Origin of the sequence: Pseudoalteromonas sp. L21, from assembly GCF_021728035.1 — a bacterium.
GTDB lineage: Bacteria > Pseudomonadota > Gammaproteobacteria > Enterobacterales > Alteromonadaceae > Pseudoalteromonas > Pseudoalteromonas arabiensis.
The window spans coordinates 439,938-459,290 of record NZ_JAKKCV010000001.1; the positions used below are offsets into that span (position 1 = coordinate 439,938).

Below are 19,353 nucleotides of genomic sequence, written 5' to 3' on the forward strand. Positions count from 1 at the left end.
CTGTCCTTACGGTATCAATTCATTAATCAGCAATGCGTACTCTTTAACTTCAGCACGCTCTAAAATATCTGACTTACCTTCTAATTCGCCGCTAGAAGGTACCACAGTTGCATCTTTTGATAAACGCGCCGTTAAGATAATTTTATCTGTGCTAGAAAGCGTTAATCCTTCAACCATGGCATTGCTGTCACTGAGTGTTACCTCTAGTGGAAAGCTATACTCTGTCATTTTAACAACCGCTAATGGCATAGGTGGGCCACTCGCTGCTTTTGCAAAAACAAATAATGTGCCATCATCCGGAAGCTGTGTTTTTAACTCACTGGCTAAATCAACGGTGACTTTTATTTCACTGTTTGCTATTTCAGCTTGTGTGTTATCAGTAACCTCTTCACTGCCCATTTTCGCATCTATTTCAGCAATTCGCTGCGCTATCATGCTATAACGAGGATCATTTTTTTGCATACTAGCCAGTAATACTTCAAATGCCGTTTTAGCTTGTAGCCAATCTTTACGCTCATAAGCAATTAATGCCAATAACGAGATCGCATCAACATTAGTTGGTTCTGATTTAAGAACCTTCGACAGCATTGTCGCAGCACGCGACATATTTGCATCACTCCCCTCAATTAACAAAACTTGTGCATAGCTTATTAGCACCTGCTTGTTATCTGGGTTCATCTTTAGCACTTTATCAAATGATTGCATTGCCATGTCATATTCATTCAGCGACATAGCCACACGCCCTAGCAACATCCACGCAACTTCATCATCGCCGCTTCTGTCTAACTTAGTACGCAGCGCAAGTGCAAATGCTTGTAGCTCATTTGGAGTCAATGGCTCTTTATCCTGCATTACAGCACGTTCACCATATGACTTTAAGTTTGCCATGGCATCATGCCAGCCTTTTATTTGTTGCTGGCTGCCTGTGAAGCTATAAAAAATAACAGTTAATGCAATTAAAAAACCAGCCCCCGTCAAGGCAAATATGCGATTGTTACCTGAGCTATTTAACGCTTTTTCAGGCGATAACTCGTTTAATAAGCGTCGCTTTTGCTCAACAACAGATTCCTCATGCATTTGCGCATCTATCCGCTGATTTTCAAGGTCAGCGTTTAACTCTTCTAAACGTTGATGATAGATACGGATCAATTCCGAGTTTGCATTGTGATCAAGACGTTGAATTTTTTCGCGTTTAAAAAAGGGTACCACAACAAATAGCAATGCAATCAGTGTGAGTAAAACAAATAAAGCCCACATTAATGCCATTTAGCTTTGCTCCTGACGTTGATTTTGTTTAATTAACTTAGCAAGTAACGCTTCGTCTTCATGAGTCCATGTTTGCTTCACCGAGGCTTTTCTTTGTCGAATCACAATAAAGCCAAAACCAAGCACAACTATCAAAACTGGCAACACCCAAAGCACTAAAGTTGCAGGTGTAACAGGCGGTTCGTAATGAACAAAGTAACCATAACGATCAATCATATATTCAATAACTTCATCCTTGGTTTTGCCATCCTTCACAAGTGCTAATACTTTGTCTCGTAGATCTTTAGCGACGACAGCATCAGAATCGGCAATATTTTGGTTTTGGCATTTTGGGCAGCGTAGCTCTTTTGTTAACTCACTGAAGCGCACTGCTTGCTCGTCATTGTCAAACTGATACTTATCCTGCTGTGCGAATACGCTGAAAGTCATTAACAAGCTTGCTAAAAAAATAATTAATCTCATTGCTGTAACTCCTGCATCAACGGGGCAAACTTCGAACGCCATACTCGCGGGTTTATATCACCGGTATGATGTAGCAAAATAGTGCCTTGCTTATCGACTAAGAAGGTTTCTGGTGCCCCCGACACACCTAAATCTAGTGCCAAGGTGCGTTTTAAATCTAAAATATTAAACTGATACGGGTCACCAGCGCGATTAAGCATGCTTGTTACATCTTCGCGCAATGCGTTGATATCAAACTGCCCATCAAAGTCAGGGTCATACCCTTGCTCATAATACAAGCCAATAATTTTCACACCTTGCTCTCTGAGTTCTGTTAGGTAACCTAACTCAGCTAAACAAGTTGGGCACCACGTGCCCCACACATTAAGCAGGTAAACTTCACCTTTTAAATCGGCATCAGTCCAACGCTTAGATTCATCCATTAAGTCTGGAAGGTTAAAAGTCGGCATTGTGTGACCAATACGCCCAGTTTGTAGTTCACGAGGGTTGGCAAACAACCCCTGATACAAGAACACACACAGTAAAACAAACACCAGTAAAGGGGCTAACGCTAATAGCTTGCGGTTCATGCCATAGCCTCCTCTTTTGTTGATTTTTGACGATAACGTTTATCACCTAGTACAAGGAAACCTGCAATGGAGATTAAAATACCACCGAGCCACATCCAACGGACATACGGTTTATGATAAATACGCAGTGACCATGCTCCTTGGCTTAATTGCTCACCAAGTGCTAAATACAAGTCACGGGTAAAACCTGCATCGACCGCGGCTTCTGTCATAAACTGCATGCCTATGTCATAACGGCGTTTTTCAGCATGTAACACAGTTACTTGCTTGTCATTTTTAAGTACCGTAACGACACCTGCGTGACCGCTATAGTTAGCACCACGAATGCTTTTAACGCCATCAAAACGATATTGATACTCATTAAGTGCCACTTTATCACCAGGCTTCATTGAGACATCACGTTCAACTGAATAAGCAGACGTTAATGTAACACCTGCAATCACGAACGCTAAACCGACATGACCGAGTACCATAGCCCAATAACTTAAACCTAAACGTTTGAAGCCCTCAGCTAATGTTTTATGAATGGTCACTTTAGCTGCTAAATCAACTAAAGTTGTCACAAAAATCCAAACAGCAAGTGCCGTAGCGATAAAAGTCAGAGGCGCAATTACGTCGTAGCTCGAATACAACCACGCAGCTGTTGCGACAATACTCACAATGGCTGATAAGGCTAATTTATTTTGTAGCATCGACCATTTATTTTGCTTCCAGCGAAGCAAAGGCCCGATGCCCATTAGGATAGCAAATGGCACGAGTAAGATAGCAAACATCTTGTTGAAAAACGGTTCACCAATCGAGATACTACCCAAGCCAAGCTCTTTATGAATCATTGGTAATAACGTACCTAATAATACAATTAACGTAGCGACCACTAAGAAAATATTATTTAACCAAAGTGCCACTTCACGGGAAGCGAACTTATAACGGCCTTCACTTTTAACCTGTGAAACGCGTAATGCGTAAAGCGATAAACCACCACCGACGACAATAGCTAAGAAAGCTAAAATAAACATACCGCGGTTAGGATCTGACGCAAACGCATGCACAGAGACAATAATGCCTGAACGAACAATAAACGTACCGAGTAAGCTTAAAGAGAATGCAGCAATAGCGAGTAATACGGTCCATGACTTAAATACACCCCGCTTTTCTGTGGTTGATAGTGAGTGCAACAACGCAGTTGCCACCAGCCATGGCATTAATGATGCGTTTTCAACTGGATCCCAGAACCACCAGCCACCCCAGCCAAGCTCAGAGTAAGCCCACCAGCTACCAATAGTAATACCTAATGTTAAAAAACCCCATGCCGTCATAGTCCAAGGACGAGACCACTTAGCCCAAGTATTATCAAGTTTACCTGTTAGCAGCGCAGCGATGGCGAATGAAAACGACACAGACAGACCCACGTAGCCCATATAAAGCAATGGCGGGTGAATAATCATACCAGGGTCTTGCAGTAATGGATTTAAATCACGACCTTCTACGGGGAAGTAAGGTAACAAGCGCTCAAATGGGCTCGACATCAGCAAGGTGTAAAGCATAAAGCCAACACCCAAAAAGCCTAGCACACCCAGTACACGAGCACGCAAAACCCATGGTAGTGACTTAGAGCGCATAGCAACAACCGCTGTCCAACCTGCTTGCATTACAAGCCAAAGTAAAATAGCGCCTTCATGACCACCCCAGGTTGAGGTGATTTTATAGTACCAAGGTAAAGTACTACTTGAGTGATAAGCGACATACGAAACGGTAAAATCATCGGTTAAACTGGCATAAATAAGCGCTGCAAAAGACAAAAGTACAAACACAAATTGACCAATTGCTAGCGAAGGAGCAGCACGCATCAAGCGTAAATTACCAGTATGTGCTCCCCAAATAGGAAAAATACATAATAAAACACTGAGCACCATGGCCAGTGTTAAAGAAAAATAACCGAGTTCTGGGATCATATTAATTGCCGTTATCTAAGTTATAGGTCGGTTTTTCATGCTTAATACCTTTCACTGCTTCTGCAACTTCCGCTGGCATGTACTCTTCATCATGTTTGGCAAGTACCTCAAAGGCATCAATTTCATTCGCTTTAACAAGTACGCCCTGCGCAACAATCCCTTGCCCCTCACGGAATAAATCCGGCAAGATGCCTTGGTAATTTATAGTCACCATTGGACCGGTATCAATTAGCTTAAAACTCACCTTTAAACTTGATTCATCGCGTACTACAGAACCTGGCACAACCATGCCACCAATACGTAGTTTTTGTCCAACGTGTGGCTTCTCTTTATTCGGACCTTTACCGTCAACTAATTCACTAGGGGTATAAAATAAATTGATGTTTTCTTGCAGCGCATAGAGCACTAAACCTATGGTTGCACCCACACCAAAAATAATGGCTACAACAGCTAATAAACGTTTTTTACGCCTTGGATTCATTGATCTGCCCCTTGTTTCGCTTTTTTAATGCGCTCTTCACGTTGCACTTGTTGCTTAACTGAAGAGAAAATACGTTTCGTATCGTTTAACGAACTAAATAAAATACCAAGTAAAATTAATGCACAGGTGCCAAAAGACAACCATACATAAAAGCCATAGCCTCCCATGGCAATAAAATCTGCAAAAGAATCAAACTGCATGATTAACCTCGCTCAAGCATCTGACGCACCCATGGGCGGTGCTTTTCACGTTGTAATATTTCGTTTTTAAGACGAATTAATGTCACTGTACCTACAAAACCAGCAAAGGCAACTATGTTCACCATAAGCGGCCAAAACATACTAGGATCGATGGCTTTAGTATCAAACTTAGTGATTGTCGCGCCTTGGTGAAGTGTATTCCACCACTCTACCGAAAAATGAATAATTGGCAGATTAATCACACCAACAATTGCTAGAATACACGCGGCACGCCCTGCCGATTTTTTATCTTCGAAGGCATGATAAAGCGATAATACCCCCAAATATAAAAATAATAGGATAAGCTCTGATGTTAAACGCGCATCCCACACCCACCAAGCACCCCACATAGGTTTCCCCCATGCAGCACCGGTGATCAAGGCAATTGCTGTCACACACGCCCCAACAGGTGCAATTGCAATCACTGCAAGTTCTGCATTACGTAGCTGCCATACTAGTGCGATCACAGCTGCGATCGCCATAGAAGAATACGCACCCATAGACAAAATAGCTGAAGGCACATGGATAAAAATAATTCGATAGCTGTCTTTTTGTTGATAATCTGCTGGCGCATAAGCAAGCCCCCAGACCCATCCAACAATCATACAAACCACCGTAAGAACGGCGAAATAAGGCAGTAAGGTGTTACACAATTGGTAAGCACGATCTGCTTTTGCGTAGGGATGTAACCACTTCCACATATTAACTTACACTCACTTTCAATGCTGACGATATGGCAATTGGTGCCGCTATAATCGCTACGATTAGCATGGCACCAAGGATTGCAAGCTGTCCGCTATAGGCAAGCTCCATAGAGCTGGTATCAATAGCCGAGGTTGCAAAAATTAGTACGGGGATATACAAAGGCAAAACAAGCAAACTCATCAAAATGCCGCCTTTTTGTAACCCCACAGTCAGTCCAGCGCCAATTGCACCTATAAAGCTAAGCAAAGGTGTACCCAATAAAAGAGTAAGCACCGTTGCCAAAAGCGCTGAACTTTCTAAATTCAATAATAAAGCAAATACAGGTGTCATCAGCACCAACGGTAATCCAGTGATCACCCAGTGTGCCGCCACTTTAGCAAGCACCGTTAATGGTAACGGATATGACGATGCAATCAGCTGTTCTAGTGTGCCGTCGTGATAATCATCACGAAATAATTTATCTAAGCCCAACATAGTTGAAAGCAAGGCAGCAACCCAAATAATGCCAGGAGCCATGCGTGCTAGTAGACCCGGTTCAGGCCCGATAGCTAACGGGAAAAGTGTAATAACGATAAGAAAAAATAAAATAGGATTAACGATTTCAGCTCGCTGACGAAACGCTAATTTAAGATCTTTAAAAAAAACCGCAGAGAATAGTTGCCAATAAGAATGCTGCTTTACCATCAGTGGCGATACTCCAAGGTCACTGTTTTTAGATCACTAAAATGGGTGGTTAAGTCTTGGTGGGTGGTTAGTAAAATCGCCCCACCTGCATTTAGGTGCTCAACAAAGCGCTCTTGTAAAAATGCAACACCGCTTTTATCAAGGGCTGTAAATGGTTCATCAAGAATCCAAAGTTTAGCGTTATTTAACCAAAGCCTTACCAAAGCAACCCGACGTTGTTGTCCTGCTGAGAGCATACGTACTGGTACATCTTCTAGGCCAACCAAACCTATTTTAGCTAAAATAGGGTATAAATCTTGGTGCGTATCGTAACCATTTATTTTTAGCCAAAAAGCGACATTCTCAAGTGCAGTAAGCTGCGTATTTACACCGGTTTTGTGGCCAATAAATAACAGCTCTTGTGCATACTCGTCATAGTATTTGGCAATCGATCGCTCTTGGAACAAAACATCACCTTCATCCGCCGTAGCGAAACCTGCGATAATGCGCAATAATGATGTTTTACCAGCCCCGTTTGGACCAGCTAACTGCATAATTTGTCCCGATTTCAAGCTGAAATTAAGATCCGCAAACAAACAACGATCTTGTTTGATGCAGGTGACGGACTTAATGTGTAACAAGATGACGATTCTCTATACCCAAAATTAGGCGATAGTCTACCATAATGATAGGGTAATACGAATATTGCTTTACAACGATTAACTTATATTTGATCTAAAATAATGAATAAACAGAGCCCGTTAACGCTAACTACACAACTAAACCTTGAGAGCACAGGAGTCAGTCGCGTTGCGCAAAATTCATCAAACGAAGCGATACAAGCACTTGGTGAACAAACTCTAAGTGCCCGTAATATTGTTATTAGCAAACACTCGGTGCAAATGGATGTATTACTCGATGATTCGTGGCAAACGTTACGTTTATCTACCCAGCAAACGAATTACCAATTAGCTAAGTATGCATCAGCTAACGTTTCGTTGAATCATGATGGTAAGCAGCTTAGCATCACACCGACACCGGTTAGTCTGACATTAAGTAAAGCTCCTCAGTTGCAAGCTCTTTTAAACCTTTTAGCGCAAGGCGACAGTCAAACAACAGCAATACTTCCTGCGACAATTCCGAGCAATAAACCGACTTTAAGCATACCGACTTTAAAAGCCGAGTTTATGTTAAACAACACACTCAGCACACTTTTGAAATCAGAAGCACCTCTACAAGCAGTTATTTTACCTGCAACGACTAAACACGCTGAGTTTACATTAAATATTTTGAACCGTTATGGTGACTCGCTACATCAACAAACTGTTAGCCAGCAAAAAGTGGCAGAAATCTTAGCTAAATTAGCACCTGAACTCGCACTCAATTTATCTGCGAAGCAGCTACAGGTTACCATTGCAAACAAAGCAATGGCATCGATGAAACTGCAATTAAAAGATCTTCCCACGAATGAAAGTAAACAGTTACTAACTCAGCTACAGCAAAACGCTCAAGACATTAAACTAACCCCACAGGTAATACGTAATGGATTAAAGCTGGTAAGTAAACCTATCAATGAGCAGTTCATTTTAAAAAACTCTTTAACCGACACATTTCATCAATTACTTAAAGAGCAACCAAATAAAAGTACTGTTCTGTCATTGGCACAGCCTTTAAGCTCAACTAATTCTCCAATACGCTCTTGGTTAAAAGACAGTTTTGCTGATTTAAAAACACGTATAAGCGATGCAGTACGGTATTTTGAAAAACTGCCAGCAACTCAAAAACATACAGCAACTCAAAAACATACAGCAAATTTAAACTCAACTTTATTGAAAAGCACTTTATCTGTGGCAGAGCTTGGCTTTAATACAAAAAAAATAGATATTATTAAATTGGCTGAACTACAAGCTCCGTGGGCAAATACATCTTCAAAAGTACCGATGACCGCAGCGCAAGTCATGCTACCCACGCACTATAATAATTCGCCGCCGATGGTTCAGCTTTTTCAACAGGTAAAAGCAGGTTTAGCAGCACTCACTACAAATACCGAACTATTACAACACAGCAAAACTGCAACGAATAACAGCAATGCTAATGCAGCGTTTTTAGCATCTAAAGAGCCAAATTTAGCGCGGCCCTTACAATTAATGCAGCCACTTGAGGCTAAGCTCGTCGCAACATTAATACCTCAAGGTGAGAGTAAGCAACTTATTAGTACCACTGTGCCTGTTCAATTAAGTGAAAAACTAAATCAGCTTAGCCAAAGTAATAACACGCCATCAATAGACTTAAACCGATTGGTGAATCAAGCATTCAACAGAATGATATCTGCTCAAAATACACTTCCAGTAACTATCGAGCGTGAGCTGTTGAGCATTTTAAGGCCTGCATCATTATCGCCACAGAACCTACAGGCTAGCTTTAATCAAGGACTTGAGCAGCTCGCAGTTACAACCCTCGCCGCGCCTATAATTAGTCAGTCCCCCACAGCAATAGGTTTTAACAACCAACATGGGCTTGATGCGCTATTGCAAGTATTAGTACCAAACTTTAAAGCCATCGACAGTAACAAAATGCTTGAGCAGTTACAGCAAACTAATCTCCAAACTCTTGCTAATGAAATTGGCCAATTGAAATCGAGCTTATCACAGGTACAAACAACCCCGATAAACCAGCAGCAAGACGCTAACCCTTTAGCGCAATTCTTTTTACCAATGAAATTACCGCCAGAAATTGGGCAAACTGAAATTAGCCTAGGTCATTATAAAAAACCAAGCAAAAATAAATTAGAAAATAAGGATGTATGGTTCGTGAGGCTTAACTTTGACTATGCTGAGCTTGGTCAGCTACAAGTCACTGCTGAAATAATGGATAAAGCCGTTGAATGTCAATTATTAGCATCATCACAAGATGTAACTGCATTAGCTCACCCACATTTAGAAACGTTACGCCACAAACTCGCCAGTCACGGTTTAAATATCGCTGAACTAAACTTAAAACAAGGTGTGCCCACACACCATGCATTTTACCAGTCTCATGCAATCATTAATGTAAAGGTTTAATATGAAAGATGACCGCAAACATAAATCCGCCATAGGGCTACTGTATGAGGTAGGCAATTCACCAAAAGTAACAACGAAAGGATTTGGCGAGCTTGCTGATGAAATAGTAAAACTGGCTGAAGAAAAAGGTATTTTAATTCATCAAGATGCTGATTTAGCAAAAACACTTGCACATCTTGAGTTAGGTGAAGAAATACCTAAGGAACTTTACTACGTAATCGCTGAGCTTATTGCTTTTTCATATGTGTTAAGAGGAAAATTTCCCCCTGGCTGGCAGGACTTTCAAGGAAAGCTGAACATTCAGGCTTAAATAAAGAGAAAAGGCGCTAATTAAGCGCCCTTTTGTTTATGTAATGACATGAGTAACTCAGCCTCAGCTCTGGGTAATTCACACTCGCGAATAATCTCCTCCAAGTCGGCACCAAGTTCTACCATTTTTACCGCACGCGAGTAAATTTTCGCATTGGGGTCATCATATTTTTGTGCATCTTGAAGTTGTTCAAGTTCTTGATTTTTATCTTCAACAGCAACCAATCTTTTGCCAATACTTAGCATGCCAGCTCGCATTTCAGCCACTTCACTGCGTAAAATACTCAACTGTTGCTGAGCATCTTGCACTTGTTGTTGCTTTGCTTTTAACGCCGTAGCGTGCTTGTTGTTATTAACAAAAATAAGCCCCAAACATACCAAAAATAGTAAGATTGAGGCTCCAAACAAAGAGTATAACAGCATATAAATTCTGAGCGTTTATAATGCGCTCAGCTCATCCCACTCTTCGTCATTTAAAAGTTTATTAAGATCAACCAAGATCAGTAACTCACCATCACGGTTTGATACACCTTGAATAAACTTAGCACTTTCTTCTGTGCCAATATTCGGCGCACTGTCAATTTCAGAGCTACGTAGATACACAACTTCAGCAACGCTATCAACCAAGATACCGATAACTTGCTTCTCCGCTTCAATAATGACAATTCGAGAATTATCCGTTACCTCAGCGCCCATTAAACCAAAACGTGCACGGGTGTCGATTACAGTCACAACATTACCACGCAGGTTAATAATTCCAAGCACATAAGAAGGCGCACCTGGAACAGGAGCAATCTCGGTATAGCGAAGTACTTCTTGTACTTGCATTACGTTAATGCCGTACGTTTCTTCTTCAAGTTTAAAGGTTACCCACTGTAACACTTCATCGTTGCTATCAGCATTTTTATTCGCTGACAGTAGTCTTTCTTCACTCATGCTATTACTCCGTAAAAATAGTTACTGCTCACGGCTGTCTAAGCCCTGCTCTAGCAATTGGTATAAATTTTCAACGTCAATCAAGGCGCACATTTTCTCTTTGATAACGCCAGCAAGCCAAGGCCGCTTGCCTGATTTTGCTCGCCATTTTACATCTTCTTCGCGAAGTGTAATATTATTTACGAGCTTCTCAGCCAATAATCCCCATTGGCTGTCACCTAAGGTGATTAAATATTGATAATCGAGTGACTGTTCTAATTTTTCATCATACTTTTCAGGCATCACCCAACGTGCTGTATCCACTACATTCAGTTTTTCATCACGATTTAGCATCACACCTTTAAACCACTTAGGTTTGCCAAATAACTGATTAACCTCTGTTAGTTGATGAATGCCCCCTAATGCTTTCAAAGGAACGGCTAAAGTTAAGCCTGCGACCTCAAAAAACAATGCTTGAAATTCACCATCAAAATAGTCTTCTTGTCGCTCAGACGAGGTTTTAGCAACAATCTCAGTCTGTTTTTGTTCGACTATATCTTTGATATTAGCTTGGTTCTCGGTTTTCTCAAGCTCTTTAATAGGTTCAACAACAGGTGTTTCTACTTTTTGCTCTACTTCTAGAGGTAATGGGTCACCTTTTGACTCATTTACTTGTTCGAGTAACTTAGCCACAGGTTCAAGGTTTTGCTGTTCTGGTTCTTCCTCACACAGTAATGCCCCCAAGTATTGGGTCATCACTTTTTCGTTGGCAAATAAGTGTTTGCTACTCATCTTTAACCTTGTGCAACTAAATAATCGAGTAATGCGCGATACGCAAATACCCCTCGTGATCGAGGACAAAACTGAATAGGTACTTGCTGTGCCAAACTTGCATCTCTAAACTTGGTATCAACGGGGATGACTCCCGACCACACTTTATCTTTGTAATTATCCTGAAGATTTTTATAGGCTTCAAGGGATGCTTTAGTCCGTTTGTCGTACATTGTTGGTATAATCGTATACTGATATTGTTTAGATTGCGATGTTTGCATCAACTCCATAGTGCGCATCATACGATCAAGACCTTTGAGAGCCAAAAACTCTGTTTGTACTGGCACTAAAATACGTTCGCTGGCAGCTAAGGCATTAACCATTAATACACCTAATACAGGCGGACAGTCGATAATTGCATAGTCATAATGTTCGCTAATTTTTGCCAGCGCTTTTTTTAGTATAAGACCCATACCATTCTTATTGCCCATACTTCTATCGAGGGTCGCAATAGCCATGGTTGCAGGTAAAATATCAAGGTTTTCAAGTGTTGACGGGCAAAGTGCTTGTAAGATTTCTTCGCTGGCCATACTGTTGCCACGGGCAAAAATATCGTAGACGCTAATCTCTAACTCTTCTGAATCGATACCAAAATAATAAGTTAATGAAGCATGTGGATCGGTATCTATCAATAATACCCGTTTCCCTTGTAATGCAAGCGTGCCAGCAAGACTAACAGCGGTTGTGGTTTTCCCTACTCCGCCTTTCTGATTCGCTACTGTCCAAATTTTCACATCACACCTTGTTATTGTTCATTGCGCGTGGTAATTCGAATGCCACCGTGAGGTAATTGAATCACTTTAATCGTGTTGTCATTGCTTGGCAACTCAATTTCTGTACTCTCGTTTACACTGGGTTTAGCTTGTTCATTGGTAGCCTGCTGTGCTTGTTCTGGTAAACCATATTTAGAAAGTGCCACAACGACTTTACGATTTTCTGCACGCCCTTGTTCTGTGTCATTACTGGAAAAGGGTGAATACTGACCATAGCCCTCAATGGCCATGCGAGCAGGGTTTATCCCCAACTCTTCAAGCTCAACCAATACTGATGTTGCGCGTGCGACTGACAGTTCCCAGTTAGATCGAAACATTTCATTACGAATACCTTCGTTATCGGTATAACCTCTTACGCGAATATAATTATCTACAGGAGCAATAATATCTTTAACTAATGCAACAACTTGTTTAGCACGTTGTTGAGCAACAGCACTGCCCGACGAAAACAACATGCCTGAACTCAATTCAATTATCAGCCAGTCTTGATTAAGCTCAAGGCTAGCCTCACCATTACGGATCTCATCAATTAAAGCAGATTGCAGTTTGCTAAGTAGACTATCTAGCGGTTTTCCTAAATGCTTTTTTTCGATATTACTGGTATCGGCTTGCCCATCAATTAACTTAGGCCCTTGCTCTTCTTTGAGGATACTTTCACCATATAAAACCTCGCTTTCAGGCGTGACACGGTCTGTTAAAATCCCCGTACCCTGTACCCCAGTTCCAGCCTGCTGATGAGTACGTGCTGATTTATCAAACACTTGCTCTAGTGAATCAGATAAAACTTGGAAATCTTCATTCTTGCTAATAGCGATTGCATACATCACCACAAAAAACGCAAACATAATGGTCATGTAATCGGCATAAGAAACAAGCCAACGCTCTGTATGTTGGCTTTTTTGAATTTTATGACGCATGCGACGGCGCATCATAAGAGTTACTCGCCAGCTAAGCTTGGACGCTCTACACGATACGCCTCAAGTTTGAGTTCAATATTTAATGGGCTCTCACCTTGGGCAATAGCAATAATTCCCTCTGCAAGTAACTCGTGGTACAGCATTTTTTGTTCAATTTGTTGCTTTAGTTTGTTTGCCATTGGTAAAAAGAGTAAGTTTGCTAAACCAACACCATAAATTGTCGCAATAAACGCTGTCGCGACCCCTGCTCCAAGCTTTTCAGGATCGGTTATAAATTGCATTGCTTGAATAAGCCCAAGTACCGCACCTAAGATACCAATGGTTGGACTGTATCCCCCCATGGCTTCATATACACGGCTCACTTCCATTAATCTTTCACGCTCGAGCATTAAGTCAATTTCAAGTGTATCCCTAAGCTTCGTTTCACCAGCTCCATCAACTAACATGCTTAGCCCCTTTACCGCATAGGGATCATCATGCGCTAAGGCCTCATTCTCAAGCGAAAGGTACCCCTCTTGGCGTGCCTTTTGAGACCAACGCTTCACCTGCTCAATCGCAGCATCAATATCGTGGTAAGGGGGGAAAAATACCCAATGGCTAATTTTTACTGTTTTAGAAAATACACTGCTTGGTGTTTGTAACATTACAGCGCCTAAGGTACCACCTAGCACGATAATCAGCGCTGGGCCATTAAATAGAGCGCTTACCACCCCACCTTCAAGTGCATAACCAAAAGCAATAGCGCTAACAGCGACGATTAAACCAAGAAACGACAGTTTATCCACACCCAGTCTCTCGTGTTAACCGTGCAGCAACTTCATTAAGCGCTAAGCTCTCACTTGCAAGGCCTGCATTAGCAACGGCTTGCGGCATACCATAAACAACACTGGTTTTTTCATCTTGCGCCCATATCGTCGCACCAGCTTGTTTTAGCATGCGGGCACCATCTCGACCATCAGCCCCCATACCAGTAAGCACAACCGCCAATACATCACCACCAAATGCTTTAGCAGTGCTTGCAAATGTTACATCCACACTCGGTTTGTATGTAATGCGAGGACTATCATCTTCAAAAACGCGTAACGTTCGAGAACTTCCACGTCCTTCTACCAGCATTTGCTGACCACCAGGTGCTAAATAAGCGGTACCTGGCATTAACCTGTCGCCTTGTTGCGCTTCTTTCACTTTAATTTTACACAGACCATTTAGTCGCGCAGCAAAAGCAGGTGTAAATGCAGCAGGCATATGCTGAATAAGTAAAATAGGGTGCGGAAAATTAGCTGGCAGTTGAGTTAATATGGTTTGTAAAGCAACAGGGCCGCCTGTTGATGTACCAATTGCAACAACTTGGTACTGTTTGCCTGAAGCTCGCACATTGTTCGCCGATGAAGCCGGCGCTGGTGCTGGGCGGCTGAAACTACGATCAGGCTGAACAATACCACCGCTTCTGGTGCTTGTAGATGTTGTAGATGCTGTGCGAGGTGGCGGAGCAGGACGTGTAAAACGTGAAATGCGACGGCGACCAATTTCTTTTACTTTATTTTGTAAAAGTGCGATTGCATCTTCGTTATTTCGGGCAATATCTTCAAACTTTTTCGGTAAAAAGTCCAAAGCCCCCGCATCAAGCGCATCAAGTGTTGCTGTTGCACCATCACGAGTTAATGAAGAAAACATTAAAATAGGTGTTGGTGTAGCAGCCATGATCTCTTTAACGGCACTAATACCATCAAGAACGGGCATTTCAACATCCATAGTAATGACATCAGGTCTAAGCTCTTTTGCCTTATCAACAGCTTCTCGGCCATTCACGGCAAAGCCTACAACTTGGATATTACTATCTTGCTCTAAAATTTCGCTGACACGGCGGCGAAAAAAGCTCGAATCATCGACAACTAATACTTTGACTGCCATTGGCACTCTCTTGTTATGTGTTCAGTGTAAGTGCGCTGTATCCACGCGCACTTAAAATAGTGAGTTTAAATAATGCTAGCCAACGTAATGTTTTAGCATGCTTGGCACATCTAAAATAAGTGCAATCCCACCATCAGAGGTAATCGTCGCACCCGCCATGCCTGGTGTACCTTGTAATAAAGCATCAAGCGGCTTAATAACGACTTCTTCTTGACCTATCAACGAGTCAACAACAAAGCCTACCTGTTTCGTACCTATTTGAACAATAACAACATGTCCTTCGGCTTTGCGTTCTTGGCTATTTGCACCTTTCACTAACCAATGTTCGAGGTAAAAGAGTGGAATGGCTTTCTGGCGAACAATAATCGTCAGCTGCCCATCGACCACATTCGTCTTAGTTAGGTCAAGGTGAAAAATTTCACTAACACCTGCAAGTGGTAACGCAAATGTTTGTTCTCCAACAATAACCATTAATGTTGGAAGAATAGCCAATGTAAGCGGTACTTTAATTTCAAGTACAGTACCGACTCCGAGTTCTGACTGAATATTAACTGAGCCATTTAGTTGGGTGATCTTGGTTTTCACCACATCCATACCCACACCACGGCCCGAAATATCAGAAATCTCTTCTTTCGTTGAGAAGCCAGGAGCAAAAATTAAATTGTAGGCCTCTGTATCAGAGAGTCTGCTAGCTTGGTCATGGTCAATAACACCTTTACTGATTGCTATCTTTTTCAATTTCTCGGCGTCCATACCGGCACCATCATCACGGATGGTAAGTAAGATATGATCGCCTTCTTGTGATGCTGATAGCGTCACAGTCCCTGTACGAGGTTTACCTGCGGCCTCACGCACATCAGGCATTTCAATACCATGGTCAACTGAGTTACGAACCAAATGCACAAGTGGATCAGCAAGGGCTTCAACTAAGTTTTTATCTAAATCGGTATCTTCACCCACCAACAGCAGATTAATATCTTTTTTCAAGCTACGAGCTAAGTCACGAACAACGCGAGGGAAGCGGCCGAATACTTTCTTGATTGGCTGCATGCGTGTCTTCATCACTGCACCTTGTAAGTCTGCTGTGACAACATCTAAATTCGAGATAGCCTTACCCATAGACTCACTATTGGTATTATTAGCAAGACTAACTAAACGGTTACGAACAAGCACCAGTTCACCAACCATGTTCATAATCTCGTCAAGACGTTTAGTATCAACACGTACCGTCGTTTCCGCCTGTGGTGCAGGTGCTTTTTTCGCAGCGGCACTTGGCTTAGGCTCAGCTTTAGCTGCAACAGGGGCTGGTTGAGCCGCTTTTGCAGGCGCAGGGGTTGCTGGTTTTGCTTGCGGCACTGGTTTACTAGGCTCAGCTTTAGCTACTTCTGGCGCTTTTGGCTCTGTAGGCTGTGCTGGTGATGAAGACTCTAATGACTTAGGCGCTGTTCCTTTACCATGTAACTCATCCAGCAATGCTTCAAATTCATCATCACTAATTTCATCGTCACTCTCACTGCCAGCAGGCGCTGATACTGTACTGACAGGCTTTTCAATCGACACTTGTTCTGGTGTGCTAGTTGATTTTACTTCACCAAAGCTACCTACTCCGTGCAGTTCATCTAATAAGCTATCAAATTCATCATCAGTGATATCATCACTATTATTACTTACTTTTTCTGCCTCTACGGCTGCTGGGCTTTGCCCTTTACCATGGAGTTCATCAAGTAAGCTTTCAAATTCGTCTTCAGTAATTTCATCAATATTTTGTGCTTCATGCTGGGTATCAGCCAAACCACCATCAAACAACATATCAAATGCAAACGGGTCGTCTTCATCAACGTTATCCGTTGCCACATCAGCAGTTACTTCTGGGCTATCAATGATAGGCTCTTCAACAACGGGCTCTTCTGGTGCCGCACTGACACCCTCTGTAATTGATGTGTCTTCACCAGCAAGTTCTTCTGCGCTCGGTGGATGACTTAATTTGTGAAGGGCTTCAAGGAGGGCAGGATCCGCAGGCTCTGGTTGCTCACGGTTCTGGATGGTCGTAAACATCTCATTTATTGTATCGAGTGCCTGTAAAATAACATCCATTAATTCAGATGTAACAGTACGCCCGCCTTGACGTAATAAATCAAAGACATTTTCGGCGCCATGACATGCATCAACAAGTTCTGTCATGCTTAAGAAGCCAGCCCCACCTTTTACGGTATGGAAGCCCCTGAAAATGGCATTTAATAAATCTTTATCTTCTGGGTTATTTTCCAGTTCGACTAATTGCTCTGACAAAAGCTCTAAGATTTCTCCAGCTTCAACTAGGAAATCCTGTAAAATATCTTCATCGACTTCAAAGCTCATGCAGCTACTCTCCTCTTAGAAGCCCAGACTTGATAATAGATCATCAACTTCATCTTGTCCTGAGACAACATCATCGCGAGACTCTTTATCAATAATTGGCCCTTCAGGACCTGCAAGCGTATCGCTTTGTGCAGGTGCTTGTTCTATGGCCTGTTTTTCTTGTTTTTGATGACCATCTTCTTGACTGCCAAACACAGTTAAAAGATTGATTAAACTGTCTTCTACTTCGCGTACTAATTCGATGACTCGGCGTATAACTTGCCCTGTTAAGTCTTGATAATCTTGTGCCATCAGCACATTCGTCATCAAGCCTTGTAACTCATCTGTTTTAGTTTGCGAGCTGTTCATAAACTTATCTAAGCTATGACATAGCGATTTAAATTCACCGAGCTCAATTTCTCGATTCATCAAACGATCCCACGTAGGTTTTATCGTCGCTATATCGTCTGCAAGTTGCTGAGCAATTGGCAAACTTGCTTCCACTGCATCCATGGTCTTATTAGCGGCGCTTTCTGTCATTTCCATGACATAATTTAAGCGCTGTTTAGCATCGGGTATTGCTTCCGTTGTTAAGCCAGTTAAACGCGTATCGAGATCAAAGTTTTTTAGCGCTTCATGAAGTTGTCGCGTTAATTTACCAATTTCTGCAAACAGCTCTGATTGTTCTTTTGATGCTGTGTCAAGTATTAGCTTATCCGCTTTTTCTTGTTCACCATTTTCAAGATACTCAACAAGTTGACGAGCTTGCTCTAAACTTATTTGAGGCGCAGCAAGTGCTGACATAAGCCTCTCCCCTTAGATTAACCTAAACGTTCAAACACTTTTTCCAATTTGGTTTTCAGTGTCGCAGCAGTAAATGGTTTAACGATATAACCATTTACACCCGCTTGAGCAGCAGCAACAATTTGTTCTTTTTTCGCTTCAGCTGTCACCATGAGCACTGGAATATGCTTTAGGCTGTCGTCGGCACGAATAGCTCTCAATAAATCAATACCTTGCATACCTGGCATGTTCCAATCGGTGACAACAAAATCAAATTCTTGATTTTGTAGCATTGGTAATGCTGTTGAACCATCATCAGCTTCCTGCACATTGGTGAAACCTAAATCCCTTAACAGGTTTTTAATGATACGTCTCATTGTAGAAAAATCATCAACAACAAGAATTTTCATGTTTTTATCCAAAACATCCTCCGGTGAGGTTTGAACCTATATTTACTTACTACTAATTAATCCAGTCATTGATTTTTGCTTTGAGCTTAATCATCGCCTGACCATGTATTTGACTCACACGCGATTCACTTACGTCGAGTATGTGCCCTATTTCTTTTAAATTCATTTCATCGTTGTAATACAAAGATAAAACAAGTGCATCTCTTTCCGGTAACGATTGAATAGCCGTTAATAGAGATTGGTTAAACCGTTCATTTTTAACGTTATTAAACGGTTTGTCTAGTGCTAAATCTTGCCCCATAGGTGTAATAACGTCTTCATCAACACCTAAATCCTCAATACCCAGAACTTTACTAGAATTTACATCATGTAAGATATGATGGTACTCATCGAGCGTAATATCAAGTTTTTCAGCAACTTCTGTATCTTTTGGTTCTCGATTTAAAGTACTTTCTAGTGCGGCTATGGTTTCAGCAACGAGACGTGCATTTCGGTGAACAGAGCGAGGCGCCCAATCGCCGCGACGAATTTCATCAAGCATCGCACCGCGAATGCGTATACCAGCGAAGGTTTCAAAGCTCGCTCCTTTGCCTGCATCAAAGTTTTTTGATGCTTCTATAAGGCCAATCATGCCTGATTGAATTAAATCGTCTAATTGAACACTGGCGGGTAAACGAGCAATTAAATGGCATGCCACTTTTTTGACTAAAGAGGCGTGCTTTTCGACAATCGCATTCAAATTGTTTGCTGATTGATATCCCATCGCTT

Annotated in this window: 22 protein-coding genes; 2 read left to right on the top strand and 20 right to left on the bottom strand. The window is 41.9% G+C overall.

Translation table 11 applies throughout. The features are described from left to right. Positions 1–6: 6 nt before the first annotated feature. The 9 genes from ccmI to ccmA are packed head-to-tail and all read right to left on the bottom strand — an operon-like array spanning position 7 to position 6,978. A complete protein-coding gene (gene ccmI, locus L3V41_RS02035; protein WP_237127098.1) occupies positions 7–1,266 on the bottom strand; it encodes a c-type cytochrome biogenesis protein CcmI in 1,260 nt (419 codons plus the stop codon). After that, positions 1,267–1,728, bottom strand: a complete 462-nt coding sequence (locus L3V41_RS02040; protein ID WP_062569758.1) for a cytochrome c-type biogenesis protein — start codon at positions 1,726–1,728, stop codon at positions 1,267–1,269. After that, positions 1,725–2,297: a DsbE family thiol:disulfide interchange protein gene (locus L3V41_RS02045; protein WP_062569757.1), complete on the bottom strand. Its 573-nt coding sequence runs from the start codon at positions 2,295–2,297 to the stop codon at positions 1,725–1,727. The genes L3V41_RS02040 and L3V41_RS02045 overlap by 4 nt, the downstream gene beginning before the upstream one ends. Beyond that, positions 2,294–4,249, bottom strand: a complete 1,956-nt coding sequence (locus L3V41_RS02050) for a heme lyase CcmF/NrfE family subunit (RefSeq protein ID WP_062569756.1) — start codon at positions 4,247–4,249, stop codon at positions 2,294–2,296. Before L3V41_RS02050 ends, L3V41_RS02045 begins: the two co-directional genes overlap by 4 nt. Before the next feature lies 1 nt (position 4,250). After that, positions 4,251–4,730, bottom strand: a complete 480-nt coding sequence (gene ccmE, locus L3V41_RS02055; RefSeq protein ID WP_062569755.1) for a cytochrome c maturation protein CcmE — start codon at positions 4,728–4,730, stop codon at positions 4,251–4,253. Further along, positions 4,727–4,930 carry a heme exporter protein CcmD gene (ccmD, locus tag L3V41_RS02060; protein WP_062569754.1) on the bottom strand — a complete coding sequence of 68 codons (204 nt, stop codon included), beginning with the start codon at positions 4,928–4,930 and terminating at the stop codon, positions 4,727–4,729. The genes ccmE and ccmD overlap by 4 nt, the downstream gene beginning before the upstream one ends. A gap of 2 nt (positions 4,931–4,932) precedes the next feature. Continuing rightward, a complete protein-coding gene (locus tag L3V41_RS02065) occupies positions 4,933–5,670 on the bottom strand; it encodes a heme ABC transporter permease (RefSeq protein WP_062569753.1) in 738 nt (245 codons plus the stop codon). Between the two features lies 1 nt (position 5,671). Continuing rightward, the gene (ccmB, locus tag L3V41_RS02070; RefSeq protein WP_062569752.1) at positions 5,672–6,358 is read right to left on the bottom strand and encodes a heme exporter protein CcmB; all 687 of its coding nucleotides are present in this window, start codon (positions 6,356–6,358) and stop codon (positions 5,672–5,674) included. Further along, complete coding sequence (ccmA, locus tag L3V41_RS02075) at positions 6,358–6,978, bottom strand: cytochrome c biogenesis heme-transporting ATPase CcmA (protein ID WP_083515330.1); 621 nt, start codon at positions 6,976–6,978, stop codon at positions 6,358–6,360. The genes ccmB and ccmA overlap by 1 nt, the downstream gene beginning before the upstream one ends. 102 nt (positions 6,979–7,080) lie before the next feature. On the opposite strand from ccmA, the gene L3V41_RS02080 reads away from it, so the two are divergent. After that, positions 7,081–9,399 (top strand): flagellar hook-length control protein FliK, encoded by a 2,319-nt coding sequence (locus L3V41_RS02080; protein WP_237127099.1) that lies wholly within the window; start codon positions 7,081–7,083, stop codon positions 9,397–9,399. 1 nt (position 9,400) lies between these two features. After that, the gene (locus L3V41_RS02085) at positions 9,401–9,709 is read left to right on the top strand and encodes an EscU/YscU/HrcU family type III secretion system export apparatus switch protein (RefSeq protein ID WP_062569749.1); all 309 of its coding nucleotides are present in this window, start codon (positions 9,401–9,403) and stop codon (positions 9,707–9,709) included. 20 nt (positions 9,710–9,729) lie between these two features. On the opposite strand, the gene L3V41_RS02090 is transcribed toward L3V41_RS02085, so the two are convergent. The 11 genes from L3V41_RS02090 to L3V41_RS02140 form a co-directional block, all read right to left on the bottom strand. After that, a complete protein-coding gene (locus L3V41_RS02090; RefSeq protein ID WP_062569748.1) occupies positions 9,730–10,131 on the bottom strand; it encodes a DUF2802 domain-containing protein in 402 nt (133 codons plus the stop codon). A 15-nt stretch (positions 10,132–10,146) separates the two neighbouring features. Beyond that, entirely contained in the window at positions 10,147–10,644 is a 498-nt protein-coding gene (locus L3V41_RS02095) for a chemotaxis protein CheW (protein WP_058586379.1), read from the bottom strand. 21 nt (positions 10,645–10,665) lie between these two features. Further along, positions 10,666–11,415 (bottom strand): chemotaxis protein CheW, encoded by a 750-nt coding sequence (locus L3V41_RS02100; protein WP_062569747.1) that lies wholly within the window; start codon positions 11,413–11,415, stop codon positions 10,666–10,668. 2 nt (positions 11,416–11,417) lie between these two features. Continuing rightward, the gene (locus L3V41_RS02105; RefSeq protein WP_237114305.1) at positions 11,418–12,188 is read right to left on the bottom strand and encodes a ParA family protein; all 771 of its coding nucleotides are present in this window, start codon (positions 12,186–12,188) and stop codon (positions 11,418–11,420) included. A gap of 11 nt (positions 12,189–12,199) precedes the next feature. Continuing rightward, positions 12,200–13,159, bottom strand: a complete 960-nt coding sequence (locus L3V41_RS02110; protein WP_237114306.1) for a flagellar motor protein MotB — start codon at positions 13,157–13,159, stop codon at positions 12,200–12,202. 5 nt (positions 13,160–13,164) lie between these two features. Next, positions 13,165–13,929: a flagellar motor protein gene (locus L3V41_RS02115; protein ID WP_062569744.1), complete on the bottom strand. Its 765-nt coding sequence runs from the start codon at positions 13,927–13,929 to the stop codon at positions 13,165–13,167. After that, positions 13,922–15,055, bottom strand: a complete 1,134-nt coding sequence (locus L3V41_RS02120; RefSeq protein WP_237127100.1) for a chemotaxis response regulator protein-glutamate methylesterase — start codon at positions 15,053–15,055, stop codon at positions 13,922–13,924. Before L3V41_RS02120 ends, L3V41_RS02115 begins: the two co-directional genes overlap by 8 nt. Before the next feature lie 75 nt (positions 15,056–15,130). After that, on the bottom strand, positions 15,131–17,413 hold the full coding sequence (locus L3V41_RS02125) for a chemotaxis protein CheA (RefSeq protein WP_237127101.1): 2,283 nt from the start codon (positions 17,411–17,413) through the stop codon (positions 15,131–15,133). A gap of 15 nt (positions 17,414–17,428) precedes the next feature. Continuing rightward, positions 17,429–18,196 carry a protein phosphatase CheZ gene (locus tag L3V41_RS02130; protein WP_062569741.1) on the bottom strand — a complete coding sequence of 256 codons (768 nt, stop codon included), beginning with the start codon at positions 18,194–18,196 and terminating at the stop codon, positions 17,429–17,431. Between the two features lie 17 nt (positions 18,197–18,213). Beyond that, positions 18,214–18,597, bottom strand: coding sequence for a chemotaxis response regulator CheY (gene cheY / locus L3V41_RS02135; RefSeq protein WP_016708035.1), 384 nt, complete (start codon positions 18,595–18,597; stop codon positions 18,214–18,216). Positions 18,598–18,637: 40 nt separating this feature from the next. After that, complete coding sequence (locus tag L3V41_RS02140; protein WP_062570035.1) at positions 18,638–19,348, bottom strand: RNA polymerase sigma factor FliA; 711 nt, start codon at positions 19,346–19,348, stop codon at positions 18,638–18,640. Between the last annotated feature and the right edge of the window lie 5 nt (positions 19,349–19,353).